Genomic DNA, 19,191 nt, shown 5'->3' on the forward strand with positions numbered 1-19,191 from the left:
TCTCAGGCGTATCGGAGCCAGAACCTTCGACCAGATGTTCGACGCGCTTGCCGAAGTCTGCGACCTCTTCACCCCAGACGAATGCTACAACTACTTCTGCGATGCAGGATATGCCTCAACATAAGGGCTCAATGCATTAAACAAATGCGCCATATCGCAGGGTTACAGCACAGCATTACACAACAAAAAAACGCCCGCACGAAGCGGGCGTTGAGTTATTGAGGCAGGTTTCATACAGGCAAGAAACCTATCGAGCAGTGACACTGTTATAAGCAATTTCTCGGCTGCATCCAAGCTAAAAGTTTGAAATGACGTCTGAGCGCCGTTAGCGTCGGCAATCATGAAAATAAGGGCAGAGCGGGAAGGCCGGTCAAGTGCAGCCAATTTTTTTATCTACAGTTCGATCGATGATGACGGGAATCACGCTTCTTGCAAGTGGGAATTTCGCCGCCGCAGAATCATCGCATGGCATAGCTATGTATGGGGACCCTGCCCTACCACCGGATTTTGTGTCTTTACCTTATGCAAACCCTGATGCGCCCAAAGGGGGCCGTGTCGTTTTTGGCAATACCGGTGCCTTCAACTCGCTGAACCCGTTTGCCCCCAAAGGCAGCGCTCCCTGGCAGATGCGGTTTTGGGGCTATGAGAGCCTGATGGGGCGCTCGCAAGACGAGGCTTTTACCCTTTATGGCTTGCTCGCCGAGTCCATTGAGGTTCCAGCGAATCGCACTTGGGTTGAGTTCACCCTGCGCCCAGAAGCCCGATTTTCCGATGGCAGCCCGGTCACCGTCGAGGACGTGATCTGGTCCTACGAAACGCTCGCCAGCGAAGGTCACGTGCGCTACCGCCGGTTTGGCCAACAGATCGACAGCATCACCCAGACCGGGCCGCGCAGCCTCCGCATCACCTTCAATCAGGACAACCGGGAACTGGCCCTGATCGCGGGCTTGCGCCCGATCCTGAAGAAATCGCAGTGGGACGGCAAAGACTTTGGCGAGGCAGCATTGGATCAGCCCCCCATCGGCAGCGGACCCTATGTGGTGCAGGATTTTGAACCAGGCCGCTTTGTCACCTTTGCCCGCAACCCGGATTATTGGGCCCAGGATCTGCCCCTGCGACGCGGCACCAACAACTTTGACGAAATCAGGTTGGATTACTACGGCGACCAAACCGTCCTGCTGGAGGCTTTCAAGGCAGGCGAAATCTCCGCCATCCGGGAATTCAACGCAGCCAAATGGGACAAAGCCTATGATTTCCCTGCCGTGGCCAGCGGCGATGTGGTGAAATCCACCATTCCCAACGGTAAACCCTCCGGCATGACCGGTTTGGGAATGAACACCCGCCGCGCGCCGCTGAATGATTGGCGCGTCCGCGAGGCGCTGATCCAGGCGTTTAACTTTGAATACATGAACGATGCTTTGACCGGCGGCAATCAACCCCGGATCACCTCCTATTTCTCCAACTCATATCTCGCCATGCGGCCAGGACCTGCCGAGGGTAAGGTGCGCGACCTGTTGGCCCCCTTTGCCGCCGATCTTCTGCCCGGCACGCTTGAGGGCTATGCGCTGCCCGCCAGCGATGGCACCGAACGCAACCGCAAAAACCTGCGCCGCGCGACCAAGCTGATGGCAGAGGCCGGGTGGACCGTGGTGGACGGGGTGATGCGCAATGCCTCAGGCGCGGCCATGGAACTGGATGTACTGCTGACCCCCGGCAATCTGGGCGAAGGCGAAATGCGTGCCGTGGTGGAAATATACGCCCGCGCATTGGAGCGCCTGGGCATAACCCTGCGCGCCGACATCGTGGACAGCGCGCAGTTTGTCGAACGCCAGGCCAGTTTCGATTTTAACCTCACCTTCTTTCGCCGTGCCCTGTCGCTCAGCCCTGGCAACGAACAGTATCTCTATTGGTGCAGCGACGCAGCAGAGGTCGAACGCTCGCGCAATCTGATGGGCATTGCCGATCCAGCAGTGGATGCGATGATTGATGCAATGCTGACATCCGTGAGTCAGGAAGACTTCATCGCCGCCACCCGCGCGCTGGACCGGCTGTTGACAGCCGGTCGCTACGTGGTGCCGATCTGGCAATACGCTGAAGGCCGCATCGCCCATATCAAGGAAATGCGCAGACCAGAGCGGCTGCCCATCAGCGGCGACGGCATCGCCTTCATGCCAGAGGTGTGGTGGTACGACGAGCAGTGAAGCCCACCACATAGCGACCGTGATGCAGCCCGCTTCACCCATTGAGGGTGCAAATTGGTCCGATTTCGATCATGCAGCTGATCGCAGTGGGCGTGGCGCATCTTGTGTTGACGCGGTTGTTTGCCGCTGAATGAGCGTGTTTTCGCCGGAATTACCGTAAATTCTTCGCAAAACTTTGCCACCCAGCGCGTTTGAACGGCGCTGGGTGAAGCTTTGAATTTGCAGCCAAAAACCCATTCTCTGCCAGAAAGGTTCCAGCACGGCCAGCGGCCCGATCTGCGGAACCCAGCGGCTCAGATTGGTTTGTTTTCCAATTAATGCTAATTTGTAGGTCCGAAAACACGACCGAGAAAAAAACTATGCCAATCTGACATAAGGGAGCCCCCCATGCCTGTTCAGACAGCCCGTGCCTGCTGGTTCGACAGGATGCCCCGTATCAAACAACGGTTTCCGCATCTCGAAACCCGCAAGGCCCCGTCGCTCATCGATCACAAAGATGACTTTGTTGCCTACCTTGCGCAGACCCATCACCTGACCCTCACAGAAGCGCGTGAGGAGGTCGATGATTTCCTCTATACAGAGAGCCTGCACCGGGAACTGGAACAACAGGCGGTATAATCCGGCCGATTGTCCCCGGAAAGGCCGCCAGCGCCAAGGGGAACAAATCCACACAGGTTGCCCTTCGGCAGGCTATAGACCCGAGGCCATGTCCTGCCAGAGTCCCACCGGGGTCCTGTGGGGACGGCTCAGCCCAATTTACTGTAGCGACGTCACCCAAAGGATGGTGGCGTCTTCATCGCTCAGCGACACCACGTTATGGCCCATGGCTGCGTCATAATAGGCGCTGTCGCCACGCCGCATTTCGATCGGCTCGTAGAACTCGGTATAAAGCCGCACGACCCCCGTCAGCACATAGAGAAACTCTTCGCCATCATGGCGCACCCAGCCTTCGAACTCCTCCATCGCGCGGGCGCGCACCCGCGCACGATAGGGCAACATCTGTTTGCGCGTCAGACTGTCCGCAAGCAGCTCATGTTCGTAAGTTGCGGTGGCGTGGGCAGAGCCCTGACCAGTTTTGGTAACCGTAAGACGCCCGTTCACCTGATCGCGCTGCGGCTGGATAAACAGCTGTGGCACAGAAATCTGCAGACCAACCGCCAGCTTCTTCAAAGCCTCGTAAGTCGGTGACATCTGGCCATTTTCAATCTTCGAAAGCGTGGAGCGGGCCAACCCTGCCTGATTGGCCGCATATTCGAGCGTCCAGTCGTGGGCCTTGCGCAGCTCGCGCACCCGCGCGCCCAGATCCAAAGGTTCGGCGTCCACATCTTCGCCAGAAGCCCGGGCAATGGTGATGAGCGATTTTGGGTCTCGTTCTGTCATGATCTCCCTATAGGCCGCGGCGAGCAATCTTGCAACGTGGCCTTTGTCGCGATAGCCAGATCAGATGATTTCCCTGTTCGACACCGGCGCCCATCCCCCCTGTCCCGATCCGTTCAATCTTGCGGAATATGTGCTGTATCAAGGCGCCGCGAAGGCCTTGGCGATGACTGTGCCGCGCACAGGTCCGGAAACGGGCGAAGAAACGGGTCAGACCACAGCGACCGCCCCAGATAGCAAGGTGGCAGTTCAACAAATCGGAACAAAACAGGCCGGAACAACACAAAACGGACTGGCCGAACCAGACACCACGCTAACCTATGGCGCGCTGCGACAGGCGGTGCGCGCCACGGGAACGGGTCTGCGTCAGGCTGGGGTCACGGCAGGCGACCGGGTTCTGTTGCGACTGGGGAATACCGTCGACTTTCCAATTGCGTATCTCGGGGCGATTGCCATCGGGGCTCTTCCGGTGCCGACATCTGCCCAACTCACAGAGCCCGAAGTGCAGCGTATTTTCGACGAACTCGCGCCTGTCGCTGTCCTTTGCGCTGATGATGTGCCCTGCCCGCCCCATCCGCGGCAGATCCCGCTTGAACAGCTGCGGGCCATGCGCGACCTGCCGCCTTGCGATTTTAAACACGCCAATCCAGATCGCCCTGCCTATCTGGTCTACACCTCGGGCACCAGCGGGCGTCCGCGCGCGGTTGTACATGCCCATCGCGCAATCTGGGCGCGCCAGATGATGATCCGGGATTGGTATGATCTGCGCCCCACAGACCGTTTGCTGCATGCCGGGGCGTTCAACTGGACCTTCACGCTTGGCACCGGCCTGATGGACCCCTGGAGCGTTGGCGCCACCGCGGTGATCCCGCAAGCAGGTCTGAACCCGGCCCATTTGCCAGACTGCCTGTCCGCAAGTGAGGCCACGCTTTTTGCTGCTGCTCCAGGTGTTTATCGCAAGGCCCTACAGGCCACACAGTGGCCTGACCTGCCTCATTTGCGCCACGGCCTCAGCGCTGGGGAAAAACTATCCGAGACACTGGCGCAGCGCTGGCGCGATATCACCAACTGCGCCATCTACGAAGCCTTTGGCATGTCGGAATGCTCGACCTTCTTGTCTGCGCGCCCAGGCCGCATGGTAACGGCCGGCGCGCTGGGATGGCCGCAACAGGGCCGCCGTGTGGCCATTTTGGATGCAGATGGTGCCCCGACGCCAGCCGGGACAGCGGGCACCATTGCGGTCGCTGCCACGGATCCGGGCCTGATGCTGGGGTATTTTGACGCCAAAACCTCCGCCCCCACGCCTATCGCGACCGATTGGTTTGTCAGCGGGGATCGTGGCCAGATGGCAGAGGACGGCCAGATCACCTATCTCGGCCGCGAAGATGACATGATGAATGCCGGTGGGTTTCGCGTCTCACCACAAGAGGTGGAGCGCGTTTTGCAGGGCTGCCCCGGTCTGCAGAGCATCGCCGTGGCCCAGGTCGAGATCAAAGAAGACACCCGCATCATCGTGGCCTTCTTCACCGCGGATGACGATCACACTGCCGGGCCTGATGGCGAAGATGTGACCAAAGGCCGTCTGGCAGATTTTGCAAATGCCAATCTGGCGCGGTACAAGCAGCCGCGCGCCTATCTGCGTGTTCCGGCTCTGCCGACCGGCCCAAACGGCAAACTGCTACGCCGCGCCCTGCCTGCGCTATTCCTCTCGTCTTCGCAAAGGACCCCGACATGAGCGTTGTAAAGCTTGATATTCTGTCAGACCCGATCTGCCCCTGGTGCTATATCGGCAAAACCCATCTCGACAAGGCCCTGGCCGAAGCCGGTGACCATCCGTTTGTGATCGAATGGCATCCATTCCAGCTGAACCCCGATATGCCGCGCGAGGGTATGGATCGTCGCGCCTATCTGGAGGGTAAATTCGGCGGCAAGGACGGCGCCGTGCGCGCCTATGCACCGGTCGTTGAACATGCGGAAAAAGCGGGTCTTTCGATCAATTTCGAAGCGATGCAGCGCACGCCCAACACGCTGGATGCCCATCGGTTGATCCACTGGGCCGGCATCGAAGGCAAACAGAACGACGTGGTCGATGCGCTGTTCCAGGCCTATTTTGTCGATGCCAAAGATATCGGCGACAAAGACATCCTCGCAGATATCGCAGCAGGCGCCGGGATGGACCGGGATGTGACGCTGCGCCTGCTGGCGGGCGACACGGAAATTGACGATATCAAGAACCGGGACGCCCATTCGCGCGAAATGGGGGTCAGCTCGGTGCCGACCTTCATCATCGCCAACCAGCACGCTGTGCCCGGTGCCCAGCAGCCCGATCTTTGGGCGCAGGTGATCGCCGACATTCGCAGCCAGTTGGCGGACAACGGCAACTGATCCCAAGCCAACGTGCCAGACACAGCTGCGAGGTCCACATCGGCAGAAGTCGAGAGGAAGAGAAACCCGCAAATGCCAGGACCCCAGCAGATGCACAGACCAATGTGCATCTGCGCCACTGGTCGCATCCGCCAAGATGTGTTAGCGCCGGACATGTCGACACCCAGATAGCCCCCGATCACCGGGTCTCCTGAAGTGTCGCATGAGGTTTCAAATGACACAGATTTCAAAACCCGCCATGTCAAAGGCGGAGTTTATTGCTTTGATCGCAATGATGTTTGCAACGATCGCATTTTCGATCGATGCGATGCTGCCCGCGTTGCCGGAAATCGGCCAAAGCCTGAGCCCAGATGCACCAAACCAAGCCCAATTGGTCATCGCCAGTTTTGCCCTTGGCATGGGGATCGGCACTTTCTTCACCGGGCCGCTGTCGGACGCCTTCGGGCGCAAAACCGTGATCCTGGTGGCAACCTTGCTCTATATCGCCGCCACTTTGATCGCCTGGGCCAGCACGTCGATGGAGATGCTGCTGATCAGTCGTATCCTGATGGGTCTAGGTGTGGCAGGGCCGCGGGTGGTTGCACTGGCCATCGTGCGTGATCTGTATTCCGGACGCGAAATGGCACGCATGATGTCGATTGCGATGATGATCTTCACCCTTGTCCCGGCGATTGCGCCAATGATCGGCGCAGGCATCATTGCACTGACAGGCTGGCGAGGGATCTTCCTGGCCTTTGCGGTCTTTGCGATCATCATGATCAGCTGGATGAGCCTGCGCCTGCCAGAACCCCTGGCGCCAGAGGACCGGCGGCCATTTCGCCTGCCCCATCTGGTCAGTGCACTGCGCGAAATGATCCAACATCCAACGGTGCGCCTGTCGATCATGGTCCAGGGCACCTGTCTTGCCATGCTGTTTTGCATGATCACACTGGTTCAGCCGATCTTTGATGAGGTCTTCGACCGGGCCGACAGTTTCCCGTTCTGGTTTGGCTTTGTGGCTTTGATGTCGGGGGCCAGCAGCCTGATCAACGCCTCTGTCGTGGTGCGTCTTGGCATGCGCCGCATGGTGACAACGGCCTTGGCCGGGCAGATTGTTCTATCTGCCACGATGCTTCTGATGAGCGGGTACGCCCTGTCGGATACGGTGATGTTTGCCCTGTTTGTCAGCTGGCAGACCAGCGTATTTTTCATGGCGGGTTTGACCCTCGGCAACCTGAACGCCATGGCGATGGAGCCGATGGGCCATATCGCAGGATTGGCAGCATCGGTGATGGGCGGGATTTCAACCGTGTTCGCAGCCGCGATGGCGGCCCTTGTGGGGCTATTGTTTGACGGCTCTCTCGTGCCTTTGGCGGGTGGCATCTTGCTGCTGTCGGTCGCGGGATTTGGGCTGATGATGCACATGGCGCGCATCGAAAGCCGGCTCGCCACGTCCTAGGCCGCGCTCAGTCTCAGCCGGTTCAACCGGACGTAAAAGTAGGAAAACGCCGCGCTTTGGCCATCAGAACCCAAGCGCGGCGTTTACTATTGGCAGGATCGAGCCTCAGCCCGCTTTGGCCTTGGCCTTTGCTTTTTTGCGCTCTGCGACCACTTTTTCCGCCAGATCACGGGCAATCGCAAAGGCGCCTTTGATCTTGTCGCTGTCTTTCTTCCAGTCGCGGCGCACAACGATTTTGTTGTCCTTCACCTTGGCCAAACCGTCCTGCGCCTGGATGAATTCCACCAATCCCTGCGGCGACGCGAATTTGTCGTTGTGGAACTGCAAGGTCGCGCCCTTTGGGCCGCCATCCAGCTTTGCGATACCTGCGCGTTTGCACATCGCCTTGATCCGCACCACCAACAACAATGTGTTGACCTCTTTGGGCAGCGCCCCGAAGCGGTCGATCAATTCGGCGGCAAAGCCTTCCAGCTCGACCTTCGTCGTGAGATCCGACAGCCGTCGATAAAGCCCAAGACGCACGTCCAGATCAGGCACATAGGTCTCTGGGATCAGAACCGGCACGCCCAGATTGATCTGCGGTGCCCATTGATCATCTGCTGCTGTCAGCCCCTCCAGCTCGCCGGATTTGATCTTGGCAATCGCCTCCTCCAGCATAGACTGATACAGCTCGTAGCCCACATCGCGCATCTGGCCGGATTGCTCCTCCCCAAGGAGGTTGCCCGCCCCGCGAATATCCAAATCCTGCGAGGCGAGCGAGAACCCGGCCCCCAATGTGTCGAGCGAGCCAAGAACCCGCAGTCGTTTTTCCGCACCCGGCGTCAACCGAACGCGCGGTTTTGTGGTCAGATACGCATAAGCGCGGGTTTTGGAACGGCCGACCCGTCCACGAATTTGATAGAGCTGGGACAGGCCGAACATATCCGCTCGATGCACCACCATCGTGTTTGCCGATGGAATATCCAGCCCGGATTCCACAATCGTGGTCGCCAGCAGCACATCGTATTTGCCGTCATAAAACGCGTTCATCCGCTCATCCAGCTCACCGGCGGACAATTGGCCATGGGCCACGATGTAGCTGAGCTCGGGCAGCTGTTCCTGCAGGAATGCCTCAATCTCTGCCAGATCGCTGATCCGTGGCACCACATAGAAGCTCTGCCCACCGCGATAATGTTCGCGCAGCAGGGCCTCGCGCACGGTGACGGCGTCAAACTCGCTCACATAGGTGCGAATGGCGAGACGGTCGACCGGCGGCGTGCCTATGATCGACAGATCCCGCACCCCGGTCAGGCTCAACTGAAGGGTCCGCGGAATGGGCGTCGCCGTAAGCGTCAGGACGTGAATGTCGCTGCGCATCTGTTTCAGGCGTTCCTTATGCGCCACCCCGAAATGCTGTTCTTCGTCGATGATCAGGAGGCCGAGGTTCTGAAACTTCACGGATTTGGCCAGCAGCGCATGGGTGCCGACAACGATATCGACGGTGCCCCTGCTCAAACCTTCGCGGGTTTTTGCAGCCTCTTTCGCGGTGGCAAAGCGCGACAGTTGCCGCACCTCCAGCGGGAATCCCCGGAACCGTTGGGCGAACCCCGCCGCATGTTGGCGTGCCAGCAATGTGGTTGGCGCCACAACGGCCACCTGCACCCCCGACATCGCCGCCACAAAGGCCGCGCGCATCGCCACCTCGGTTTTGCCAAATCCGACATCGCCGCAGATCAGACGATCCATTGGTGTGCCGGACTGCAAATCCTCCATCACCTCGGTGATGGCGCGCAGCTGATCATCCGTCTCCTGATAGGGGAAGCGCGCAGAAAACTCCTCCCAGGCATGGGGCGGTGGATCCATGATCGGTGCCTTGCGCAGCGCGCGTTCTGCCGCGACGCGGATCAGGCGGTCGGCCATCTCGCGAATGCGCTCTTTCAGCTTCGCTTTCTTAGCCTGCCATGCGCCACCACCAAGCCGATCCAGCAGACCCTCGTCATGGCCATATTTGGACAGCAGTTCGATGTTTTCGACCGGCAGATACAGTTTCGCCTGCTCGGCGTATTCCAACAGGATACATTCATGTGCCGCGCCTGCCGCAGTGACCACCTCCAGCCCCTTGTAGCGGCCGATGCCATGGTCCACATGCACCACCAAATCCCCGGGGCTGAGCGACTGTGTCTCGGTCAGAAAGTTCTCGGCCTTGCGCCGCTTCTTCGGAGCCCGGATCAGGCGATCGCCCAGAACATCCTGCTCAGAGATCACGGTCAGATCGGGCGTTTCAAACCCATGTTCCAGCGCCCAAACGGTCAGATGCAGGCCGGATTTCCCGATCCGCGACGCATCCTTGACGGCAATGACCTCGGCCAGGCCCTCATCTTCGATCAACCCTGTCAGGCGTTCTCGCGCACCTTCGGAGTAGGAGGCAACCACAACAGGGCCGACCTGAAGACGCGCTTTGATGTGATCTGCAAGTGTCTTGAACAGGCTTACGTTTTCCAGCTGCCGCTCGGGCGCAAAGTTGCGCCCGATCCGCCCGCCTGCGTCGATCACGCCAGGTCCCGTCGCCTGCGGAAGCGGATGGAACTGCAACACCCGGTGGTGCGCGACAGCGTCCGACCAGGCCGCATCATCCAGATACAGCAACTGCGGCGGGATCGGCTTGTAAACCGTATCCATACGCCCCTTTTGTGCCAGGGCGTGTTTGCGGGTTTCATATTGGTCTTCGATACTGTCCCAACGGGCCAGCCGCGCCGCGTCCACCTGATCATCCAGCGTGATCGTGGCCTCTGGCAGATACTCAAACAGAGTTTCCAGACCATCATGGAAAAACGGCATCCAATGTTCCAGGCCCTGGTATTTGCGCCCGGCTGACACGGCCTCATAGAGCGGATCATCGGTGCCCGCGGCGCCAAATTCGATGCGGTAGTTCTGGCGGAACCGGGTGATCGCTGCTTCATCCAGGATCACTTCGGACACCGGGGCCAGTTCGATGATATCCAGCGTTTCGGTGGTGCGCTGGGTGGCCGGGTCAAACCGACGCGCGCCATCCAGCACATCGCCAAACAGATCCAACCGTACCGGTCCACTTTGGCCGGGTGGGAAAATGTCGATGATGCCGCCACGCACTGCGAAATCACCCGGCTCCATCACTGTCGGGCTTTTGGTGAAACCCATCCGCGTCAAATACGTGCGCAACGCCCCTTCATCAATGCGGTGGTCAACCTGCGCTGTGAAGGCCGCATCCTGCAGAACCCGGCGTGCAGGAACCCGCTGTGTCGCCGCGTTGAGCGTGGTTAGAACGACAAACTTGCCCGGCATCTGATGCACCAGTGCCGCAAGGGTCGCCATACGCGCGGCCGCAATATCGGCATTGGGCGACACCCGATCATAAGGCAAACAGTCCCAGCCGGGAAAGGTGATGACCGGCATGTCAGGCGCAAAGAATGCCAAAGCGGCACGCATCGCCTCCATGCGCTTGTCGTCACGGGCGACATGGACAACGCTGCTGGCTGCGGTTTCCAGCTCTTTCAGGATCAGCCTGGCGTCGTACCCTTCTGGTGCGCCGCCTGCGATGATTGCCCGTTGCGCCATCTTATGTCTCTCTCTCGTTTTATCGGCGGCCAGTTTCTTGGCCCCAGATCAATGATCTCAGCTCTGTGCTCTCGGCGCTGTCGACGCTGGTCCGCGGCTCAACATCAGGCACCCAGATCCTAGCCGATGAACCCAATCTGCAGGTTCTGGTACATGCCCCAAAGCGCGGTAACAAAAATCGACACCACACCCACCAATTGCACAAACAAACGGGTCCATGTCAGCTGGCGGCACAGATCCTCCCCCGCCAATGCCAATCGCCGCACCCGCAAACCAGAGATCACGTTAATTAGCCCGACAATCGCCAGCGGAAAGGCCAAAAGAAACACCGCCTGCGGAAATTCAAACCCATAGACAAAGCCCAACATGCCCAGCATCACCAGCACAAAACAGCTGGCCGCCAGCACCCAATGGCCCGAGACCTCAAGGATGAACAGCATCCGATTGACATTGACCCGCACGATCGCATCCAGATCCGCTGCCGCCTGTTCACCGTTCTTGCGGGCGCGATACACCATGTCGAAGGGAACGCCCAGCACCCAATGGCTGGCCGATGACCACACCACAGCAAGCGCGATCCAATACCAGAGATTTGAAAAGGACCGCAGATCAATCAATTCGGTCAGAGTGTGAAACAAATCCACGAGCGGGCCTCTCTTCTGGCGACTGGGGTGTCGATGTTGCGCCTTTATATCCACCGCCGCGCCGCCCGGCACAAGGGCAAGCCCGTGCCAAACATGTCACCGTGTTGATAACGCGACGAATCTGTCACTTGTCGTGGCTGTCATTCCATGCGACCCAAGGGATGTACCGGGTGGGCCCAGCCGCCGACGCCTCTTTGCAGCACCGATTTTGTAGCACCGATCCGAGAGACCGAGATGAAACCAACCATCGCTTCCTTCCCTGCCGCCCGCCCCCGCCGTCTGCGCCGCGCGCCAGCCCTGCGCAATCTGGTGCGGGAAACCACAGTGACCAGCGATGATCTGATCTGGCCCATCTTCGTGCGCGAAGGCGACGGTGTCGAAGAGCCCATTGCCTCCATGCCCGGCGTGCATCGGCTCAGCATTGACAAAGCGGTCAGCGCCGCGATCGAAGCCCAGGCGCTTGGCATCCCGGCCATCTGCCTGTTCCCTTACACTGATCAGGCATTGAAAACCGAAGATTGCGCCGATGCCTGGAGCCCCGACAATCTGGTCAACCGCGCCATACGCGCGATCAAAGCGGCGGCACCGGATGTGGCCATCATGACCGATGTCGCGCTGGACCCATACAACATCAACGGCCACGACGGTTATGTTGTCGACGGCGAAATCGTCAATGACGCCTCGGTCGAGGCTTTGGTGAAAATGACCCTGGCGCAGGCCGATGCAGGCGCGGATATCATCGGCCCCTCGGACATGATGGATGGCCGCATTGGTGCCATGCGCAACGCGCTGGAGCGCGCGGGCCATCAACATGTCACCATTCTGTCCTATGCGGCGAAATACGCATCCGCCTATTACGGCCCGTTCCGCGATGCAGTGGGGGCCTCTGGCGCGCTGAAAGGCGACAAGAAAACCTATCAGATGGACCCCGGAAATACCGACGAGGCCCTGCGCATGATCGAACGGGATCTGGGCGAAGGCGCAGATATGGTGATGGTGAAACCCGGCCAGGCCTATCTGGACATCTGCCAGCGCGTCAAAAGCACCTTTGGCGCCCCGACCTTTGCCTATCAGGTGTCTGGCGAATACGCGATGATTGAGGCCGCCGCCCAAAACGGCTGGATCAATGGCGAAGCGGTGATGATGGAGAGCCTGATGGCCTTCAAACGGTCGGGCTGCGACGGGGTGCTGACCTATTATGCGCCCAAAGCCGCCCGGATCCTGAACGGCGGGTGATCCCGCTGGCATGTGTCAGGCGTTATAGCTCAGGTCCCATTGGGGACCTGAGTGTCGGGTCGGCCTGTCACGAACCTGCGCAGCGCAGCCATCCGCCTCGTTGGAATACTATCGGCACTGGTCCTCGCGTTCGCACTGGTCCTCGCGGTCATACTGGCAGGTTCCCGCTGATCAGCTGCCCCATCGCGATGACAGTGTTTCGCATTGGATCTATAGGCTTGCAACGGTCCGAAAACCGGCCAAAAATCGCAAACAAACGGGCAGCGCGGGACAAATCCGGATCATTCTGGCATACTGCCGCCCACAGGTAAGCACAGGCAAAACACGGTCGGCGACGACCGCGCAGACACAAAGACCCAAAGAAGGTACAGCAAAATGAGCAGTTCTTTTTCGTCCCGTATGACCCGGCGCAGCTTTGCGCTGACCGCGCTCGCAGGTGCAGGTGTCACCGCCGCCTGCGGCAATGGCATCGGCAACACCAACGGCGCCAAAATCGACGCCCGGGTGGATGCCACTCTCAGCCAGATGTACAGCCAATATCCCGGCGCGGTGGCCCTTGCGGAAAAATCGACCGCGATGCTGGTCATGCCGCTGGTGACCGAAGCAGGCTTTCTGGTTGGTGGCGCTTTTGGCCGCGGCGCGCTGCGAATTGATGGGGTAACAGTCGATTATTACTCCACTGTCAAAGGCAACGCAGGCCTGCAGATCGGTGCCCAGCAATACGCACATGTTCTGTTTTTCATGACCCGCGAGGCGCTGATCAATTTCCGCCGCTCCTCCGGTTGGGCTGCGGGTGCGGATCTCGAATATGTCATCCGCGACGATGGCAATTCACTTGCGGCCGACACCAACACGTTGAACGCGCCGATCCTGGCGGCAGTGTTTGGTCAGGCAGGTCTGCGCCTCGGTGCCACGCTGGAAGGCACCAAATACACCCGCATCATCCCCTGAGGCGCGCCAACCGCGAGGGCGCTTTCCTCTTGCCAAAAATATCCCCGCCGGAGGCCTGGCCTTTCCATTGGAAAGGCCAGTTTCTTTTCTGCGCTTTCTTTTGTGACCCGCGTTCTTTTCTACACCGCATTGCGCACAAGAGCACTGCGCACAATCTGCGATCACAGCCAGCAATCACAGCCAGCAATCACAGTCAGCGGCGCATCTGGATCAATCCAATGCTTTCAACCTCTTATAGAGGCTGGAGGTGTCCCAACGACCGCCCCCCATCTTCTGCACCTCTTTGTAGAACTGATCGACCAGCGCCGTGACCGGCAAGCTTGCGCCGGTGTCATCTGCTGCATCCAGGCAAATCCCCAGATCCTTGCGCATCCAATCAACCGCAAAGCCATGATCGAAATGATCATCCAACATGGTTTCATGACGGTTGGCCATCTGCCAGCTGCCAGCAGCCCCCTGGCTGATCACCTCGACCACGGCGCGCCCGTCAAGACCGGCCTTGTCAGCAAAATGCAGCGCTTCGCTCAGCCCCTGGACCAGACCGGCGATGGCGATCTGATTGCACATTTTGGTCATCTGGCCCGCGCCGCTGTCGCCGATGCGGCGGCAAATCCGGGCATAGGCACCGATGATTGGCTCCGCGCGATCATAAGCCGCCTGCGTGCCGCCACACATCACTGACAAGACACCGTTTTCAGCCCCGGCCTGACCGCCGGAAATCGGCGCATCCACAAAAGCCAAACCAGCCTCGGAGCCCGCAGGAGCCAACTCGCGGGTGACTTGCGCAGAGACGGTTGTGTGATCCACAAAAACCGCGCCCTCCGCCATGCCGGCAAAGGCGCCGTCTTCGCCCAGACAGACGCTGCGCAGATCATCATCATTGCCGACGCAGGCCATCACGAATTCTGCCCCCTCCGCGGCCTCCCGCGGGGTCGTGGCAAAACTGCCGCCGTGCGCCTCGGCCCAGGCTTGTGCCTTGGCGGTGGTGCGATTGTAAACCCGGACCTCATGTCCAGCCGCCACCAGATGACCAGCCATCGGATACCCCATGACCCCCAAACCCAAGAATGCAACTGTCGCCATCTGCTTTTCCCCTGATGCGTCTTGCCCTATGTTGGCGACACCCTAACAGGCCGCAGCGGCGGCGCAATCTGTGAGGGCAAAAAAACACCGCCTCCCGTCGCCACATTGTTCAGGCGATCCCTGACCAGACGACAGGCACAGATCAAAGGACCCGCACCCCTGATGAGACTGCTTTTCCGCTGGCTGCTGCGCCTCACCGCCGGGCTCATCCTCCTGTCTGTGATGGGGTTGGCGATGGTCTATTTCCTGGCGTCGCAGTCTTTGCCTGACTACGACAAAGACATTGCGCTGCCCGGGCTGCTCGCACCGGTGGAGATCGTGCGCGACAATGCCAATGTGCCGCATATCTTCGGAAGTTACGGCGCCAGCGATGAGGATGTGTATTTCGGGCTGGGCTACGCCCACGCCCAGGATCGGCTGTGGCAGATGACCGTTCTGCGGCGTACCGCAAAGGGGCGGCTGTCAGAGGTATTTGGCAGCCGTACCGTCCCGGTGGATACGTTGATTCGCAGACTGGACATCTACCGCTTGGCCCAGCAATCGGTGTCGGCCCAAACACCCGAGGCCATGACAGCCCTCGAAGCCTACGCCGCCGGGGTCAACGCCCGTCTGCAGGAAATCAACAACGACGCCTTGGGCCGCGGCGCACCAGAGATGTTTTTGTTCAATGTGCCGATGGCCCCCTGGCAACCGGCGGACAGCATTGCAGTGATGAAGCTGATGGCATTGAAACTGTCTGGGCAGATGCAGGATGAAATCCTGCGCGCCAGAGTGTCGCTTGCCCTGCCCGATCCTGACCGGCTGCGCGATATCCTGCCCGACGCACCGGGCAAGGGGATCACTGTTCTGCCGGAATATGCAGCGCTCTTCCCGGAGCTGGGGCGAGAACACCTTCAGATCGCATCCACGGCTTCCACCGCGGCGGTTCCGCTGATGCCTGTCGCGCCTTTTGGTCAGGCCGGGGCCTCCAATGCCTGGGCAGCGGCCACCGGGCGATCCGCTGCGGGCGGCACCCTTTTGGCCAATGATCCCCATCTGGGGCTGACCGCACCGGGGATCTGGTATCTGGCCCGGCTCGAACTGGGCACAGGCGGCATCATCGGGGCCACCATTCCTGGCATTCCCGCCATACTGTCTGGCAGATCGGATGTGATGGGCTGGGGTGTCACCTCATCCTACCTCGATGATCAGGATCTTTATATCGAGCGGATCAACCCCGAAAATCCCGAGCAATACCTGACGCCCGAAGGCTACAAACCCTTTCGTGCGCGCCCCTCGATCATCAACATCAAAGATGACGCCCCCGTCACACTGACCCTGCGTTGGACCGAAAACGGGCCGGTCCTGCCGGGGTCTTTGTTCAACCTCGCCAGCATCACCCCACCGGGTCATGTGGTCAGCCTGGCTTGGACCGGGCTCAGCCCGCAAGACACCTCTATCAGTGCGGCGATTGCCATGATGCGGGCCAATTCTGTTGCTCAGGCGATTGAGATTGGCGAAGGCTTTGTCGCGCCGTCCCAAAACATCACCATGGCTGATCGCAACAGCATCGCCCTGAAAACCGTTGGTGCCTTTCCCGCCCGTTCGCCGCGCCATCAAAGCCAGGGACGGTTGCCCAGCCAGGGTTGGCGCCCGGAAAACAGATGGGCTGGCCGCCAGCCCTATGCCGCCAACCCGCAGTTTGTTGACCCCATCGGGGGCATCTTGGGCAACACCAACAACAAACTGCTGGACCGGCCGTTTCCCAATCACGTGTCTTACAATTGGGGGGACACCCAGCGCGTCAACCGGTGGCAGCGTCTGATGCAGGATCGCCAAGTTCATACGCGGGACAGTTTCATCGAAGCGCAGCTGGACACCGTGTCCTTCACGGCTCGCACCCTTCTGCCGCTGATCGGCGCGGATCTGTGGTTCACCGGTGCTGCCGCAGCCGAAGGCACCCCGGAACGTCAGCGCCAGGTCGCCCTGTCGCTGCTCGCCGACTGGAATGGTGAGATGAACGAGCACCTGCCCGAACCGCTGATTTATGCGGCCTGGCTGCGCGCCCTGCAAAAACGGCTGATCGCCGATGATCTGGGACCGCTCGAGGGGGACTTCAAACATGTTGATCCGCTGTTCATCGAGCGGGTCTACCGCGATGTCGATGGCGCCGCCAGTTGGTGTGATGTGCGCCAAAGCGCACGGGCAGAAACCTGTTCCGAAATAGCGCGACTGGCGCTGGATGACGCGCTGGTGTGGATTGATGAAACCTATGGCAGCGCACTGGAATCGCTGCGCTGGGGCGATGCCCATCAGGCCACCCAAAACCACGAGGTGCTGGGCGACGTGCCGCTGCTGAAGTTCTTCGTCAACATCAAGCAATCCACCAGCGGCGGCGACAACACACTGCAACGGGGCCGCACCTCTGGCGAAGATCCAAACCCGTTTCACAATGTCCATGCCGCCGGATATCGCGGTGTCTACGACTTCGCGGACCCGGACAGTTCGGTTTTTGTGATCTCAACCGGCCAGTCCGGCCATTTCCTGTCCCGACACTATGATGACATGTCACAGCTTTGGCGCCGTGGCGAATACATCCCAATGTCCCTGGATGAGGATCTGGCCCGGGCCGCTGCCGTTGGGATCACCCGTCTACGTCCGGCGGACAGCGAATAGTCTGGTGACAAAGAAAAGGCGCCGCATGCACTATAGCAGCGGCACCTTAATCACATCCCAGAACAGATCAGAACAGTTCAGCAGCGCGTAGATCTACAGCGCAGCAAACCGATTTTTCTGCTTTTCGGTCCACAGCACCGTCAGGTCAAACCCTGTTTCGGTCTGGGTTTCCTTTTGCACAACATCCTGTTCAAACAACCAGGCGCGCTGCTTGCCTTGCGAAAATGTCAGGCTCAGCGCATCTTCATACCGGACAGAACGCAGCCGCTGCGCCACTTCGAACAGCAGATCATCAAGCCCCTCGCCGGTGATCGCAGAAATGGCATGAATGCCATCTTCCCGCTCCGCCCGCGTGCGCCGCGTCTCTGCTTCGTCCTCGGCCAGCAGATCCAGCTTGTTCCACACCTCGATCTGCGCGCGGCTGTCATCGACACCGAGCGAGGCCAGAATGTTCTCCACATCGCGGGCCTGCCCCTGGCTTTCTTCATGGCTGATGTCACGCACATGAATGATGACATCCGCGGCCAGCACCTCTTCGAGGGTTGCACGAAAGGCTGCCACCAGTTCGGTGGGCAGATCTGAAATGAAGCCTACCGTGTCCGACAAGATGATTTCCGGCCCATCCGCCAGCTGCACCCGCCGCATGGTCGGATCCAGAGTGGCAAACAGCATGTCTTTGGCCATGACCTCAGCACCGGTCAACCGGTTGAACAGGGTCGATTTTCCGGCATTGGTGTAACCGACCAGAGCCACAATCGGATAGGGCACTTTGGCCCGCGCCGCACGGTGCAGCGTGCGGGTCTTGACCACCTTGTCCAATTGCCGCCGCAGGCGCACCAACTGTTCATCGATGGCGCGTCTGTCCGCCTCGATCTGGGTTTCGCCGGGTCCGCCGACAAACCCCAGTCCCCCGCGCTGACGTTCCAGGTGGGTCCAAGCGCGCACCAGACGAGTCCGCTGATAATTCAGCGCAGCCATCTCGACCTGCAACACCCCTTCCCGCGTGCGCGCACGATCCGAGAAGATCTCCAGGATCAACCCGGTCCGATCGAGGATCTTTACCTTCCACGCCTTTTCAAGGTTGCGCTGCTGCACCGGCGAGACAGGTCCGTCGATCAGCACAAGTTCGATATGATGGGCTTTGAACTGGTCGCGCAGTTCGTCGATTTTGCCGGAGCCGAACAGCATACCGGCATGGGCCTTCGGCAGACGCACGATGTCCGACCCGATCACCTCAATGTCGGGAAGCGCCCGTGCCAGGGACACGCCTTCGTCAAGCGCGGACACGGGATCACGTCTGTCGCGGTCTGATTTGATATCAGGATGCACCACCCAGGCCCGGGTGGGCGTCCGGTCATGCTCCATCAAGAGGCGTCTTCACCTTCATAAAGGCTGATCGGCTGAGCCGGCATGATGGTGGAAATCGCATGCTTGTAAACCAATTGCGATTGCCCGTCGCGGCGCAACAGAACGCAAAAATTATCAAACCATGTGATCACACCCTGCAGCTTGACGCCGTTGATCAGGAAGATGGTGACCGGAACCTTGGTTTTGCGAACGTGGTTCAGGAAGGCATCCTGAAGATTCTGTCTGTCCGAAGCCATTATTCTTATCTCGCCTTTGTTCTTGCCGCGCTGCGGACCAGCGC

14 protein-coding genes are annotated in these 19,191 nt (G+C 59.7%); 8 read left to right on the forward strand and 6 right to left on the reverse strand.

Annotated features, from left to right (window positions below):
- The first annotated feature begins 476 nt into the window (after positions 1-476).
- Positions 477-2,201: an extracellular solute-binding protein gene (locus Q0C28_RS12600; protein WP_293576301.1), complete on the forward strand. Its 1,725-nt coding sequence runs from the start codon at positions 477-479 to the stop codon at positions 2,199-2,201.
- Positions 2,202-2,588: 387 nt separating this feature from the next.
- Positions 2,589-2,819: a hypothetical protein gene (locus Q0C28_RS12605; RefSeq protein WP_293576303.1), complete on the forward strand. Its 231-nt coding sequence runs from the start codon at positions 2,589-2,591 to the stop codon at positions 2,817-2,819.
- Positions 2,820-2,957: 138 nt separating this feature from the next.
- Here Q0C28_RS12605 and Q0C28_RS12610 read toward each other — a convergent pair whose 3' ends face one another.
- A complete protein-coding gene (locus tag Q0C28_RS12610) occupies positions 2,958-3,581 on the reverse strand; it encodes an XRE family transcriptional regulator (RefSeq protein ID WP_293576305.1) in 624 nt (207 codons plus the stop codon).
- A gap of 64 nt (positions 3,582-3,645) precedes the next feature.
- Between Q0C28_RS12610 and Q0C28_RS12615 the strand changes: the two genes are divergently transcribed.
- The 3 genes from Q0C28_RS12615 to Q0C28_RS12625 all read left to right on the forward strand — a co-directional run bounded on the left by Q0C28_RS12615 (position 3,646) and on the right by Q0C28_RS12625 (position 7,401).
- Positions 3,646-5,313: a class I adenylate-forming enzyme family protein gene (locus Q0C28_RS12615; RefSeq protein WP_293576307.1), complete on the forward strand. Its 1,668-nt coding sequence runs from the start codon at positions 3,646-3,648 to the stop codon at positions 5,311-5,313.
- A complete protein-coding gene (locus tag Q0C28_RS12620) occupies positions 5,310-5,963 on the forward strand; it encodes a DsbA family oxidoreductase (protein ID WP_293576309.1) in 654 nt (217 codons plus the stop codon). Before Q0C28_RS12615 ends, Q0C28_RS12620 begins: the two co-directional genes overlap by 4 nt.
- A 214-nt stretch (positions 5,964-6,177) precedes the next feature.
- The gene (locus tag Q0C28_RS12625) at positions 6,178-7,401 is read left to right on the forward strand and encodes a multidrug effflux MFS transporter (protein WP_293576311.1); all 1,224 of its coding nucleotides are present in this window, start codon (positions 6,178-6,180) and stop codon (positions 7,399-7,401) included.
- Positions 7,402-7,506: 105 nt separating this feature from the next.
- Here the strand turns inward: Q0C28_RS12625 and mfd are convergent, their stop codons facing one another.
- The gene (gene mfd, locus Q0C28_RS12630) at positions 7,507-10,974 is read right to left on the reverse strand and encodes a transcription-repair coupling factor (RefSeq protein WP_293576313.1); all 3,468 of its coding nucleotides are present in this window, start codon (positions 10,972-10,974) and stop codon (positions 7,507-7,509) included.
- Positions 10,975-11,093: 119 nt separating this feature from the next.
- Complete coding sequence (locus tag Q0C28_RS12635; RefSeq protein ID WP_293576315.1) at positions 11,094-11,618, reverse strand: component of SufBCD complex; 525 nt, start codon at positions 11,616-11,618, stop codon at positions 11,094-11,096.
- Positions 11,619-11,852: 234 nt separating this feature from the next.
- Here Q0C28_RS12635 and hemB point away from each other — a divergent pair, with 234 nt between their 5' ends.
- Positions 11,853-12,854 (forward strand): porphobilinogen synthase, encoded by a 1,002-nt coding sequence (gene hemB, locus Q0C28_RS12640; protein WP_293576317.1) that lies wholly within the window; start codon positions 11,853-11,855, stop codon positions 12,852-12,854.
- A gap of 375 nt (positions 12,855-13,229) precedes the next feature.
- On the forward strand, positions 13,230-13,805 hold the full coding sequence (locus Q0C28_RS12645; protein ID WP_293576319.1) for a YSC84-related protein: 576 nt from the start codon (positions 13,230-13,232) through the stop codon (positions 13,803-13,805).
- Between the two features lie 210 nt (positions 13,806-14,015).
- Here Q0C28_RS12645 and Q0C28_RS12650 read toward each other — a convergent pair whose 3' ends face one another.
- The gene (locus Q0C28_RS12650) at positions 14,016-14,918 is read right to left on the reverse strand and encodes an NAD(P)-dependent oxidoreductase (protein WP_293576399.1); all 903 of its coding nucleotides are present in this window, start codon (positions 14,916-14,918) and stop codon (positions 14,016-14,018) included.
- A gap of 132 nt (positions 14,919-15,050) precedes the next feature.
- Here Q0C28_RS12650 and Q0C28_RS12655 point away from each other — a divergent pair, with 132 nt between their 5' ends.
- Positions 15,051-17,543 carry a penicillin acylase family protein gene (locus Q0C28_RS12655; protein ID WP_293576321.1) on the forward strand — a complete coding sequence of 831 codons (2,493 nt, stop codon included), beginning with the start codon at positions 15,051-15,053 and terminating at the stop codon, positions 17,541-17,543.
- 93 nt (positions 17,544-17,636) lie between these two features.
- On the opposite strand, the gene hflX is transcribed toward Q0C28_RS12655, so the two are convergent.
- Positions 17,637-18,908 carry a GTPase HflX gene (gene hflX / locus Q0C28_RS12660; protein WP_293576323.1) on the reverse strand — a complete coding sequence of 424 codons (1,272 nt, stop codon included), beginning with the start codon at positions 18,906-18,908 and terminating at the stop codon, positions 17,637-17,639.
- On the reverse strand, positions 18,908-19,147 hold the full coding sequence (hfq, locus tag Q0C28_RS12665) for an RNA chaperone Hfq (protein ID WP_008204623.1): 240 nt from the start codon (positions 19,145-19,147) through the stop codon (positions 18,908-18,910). Before hfq ends, hflX begins: the two co-directional genes overlap by 1 nt.
- Between the last annotated feature and the right edge of the window lie 44 nt (positions 19,148-19,191).

Source organism: Phaeobacter sp., from assembly GCF_022825805.1.
Lineage (GTDB): Bacteria > Pseudomonadota > Alphaproteobacteria > Rhodobacterales > Rhodobacteraceae > Phaeobacter.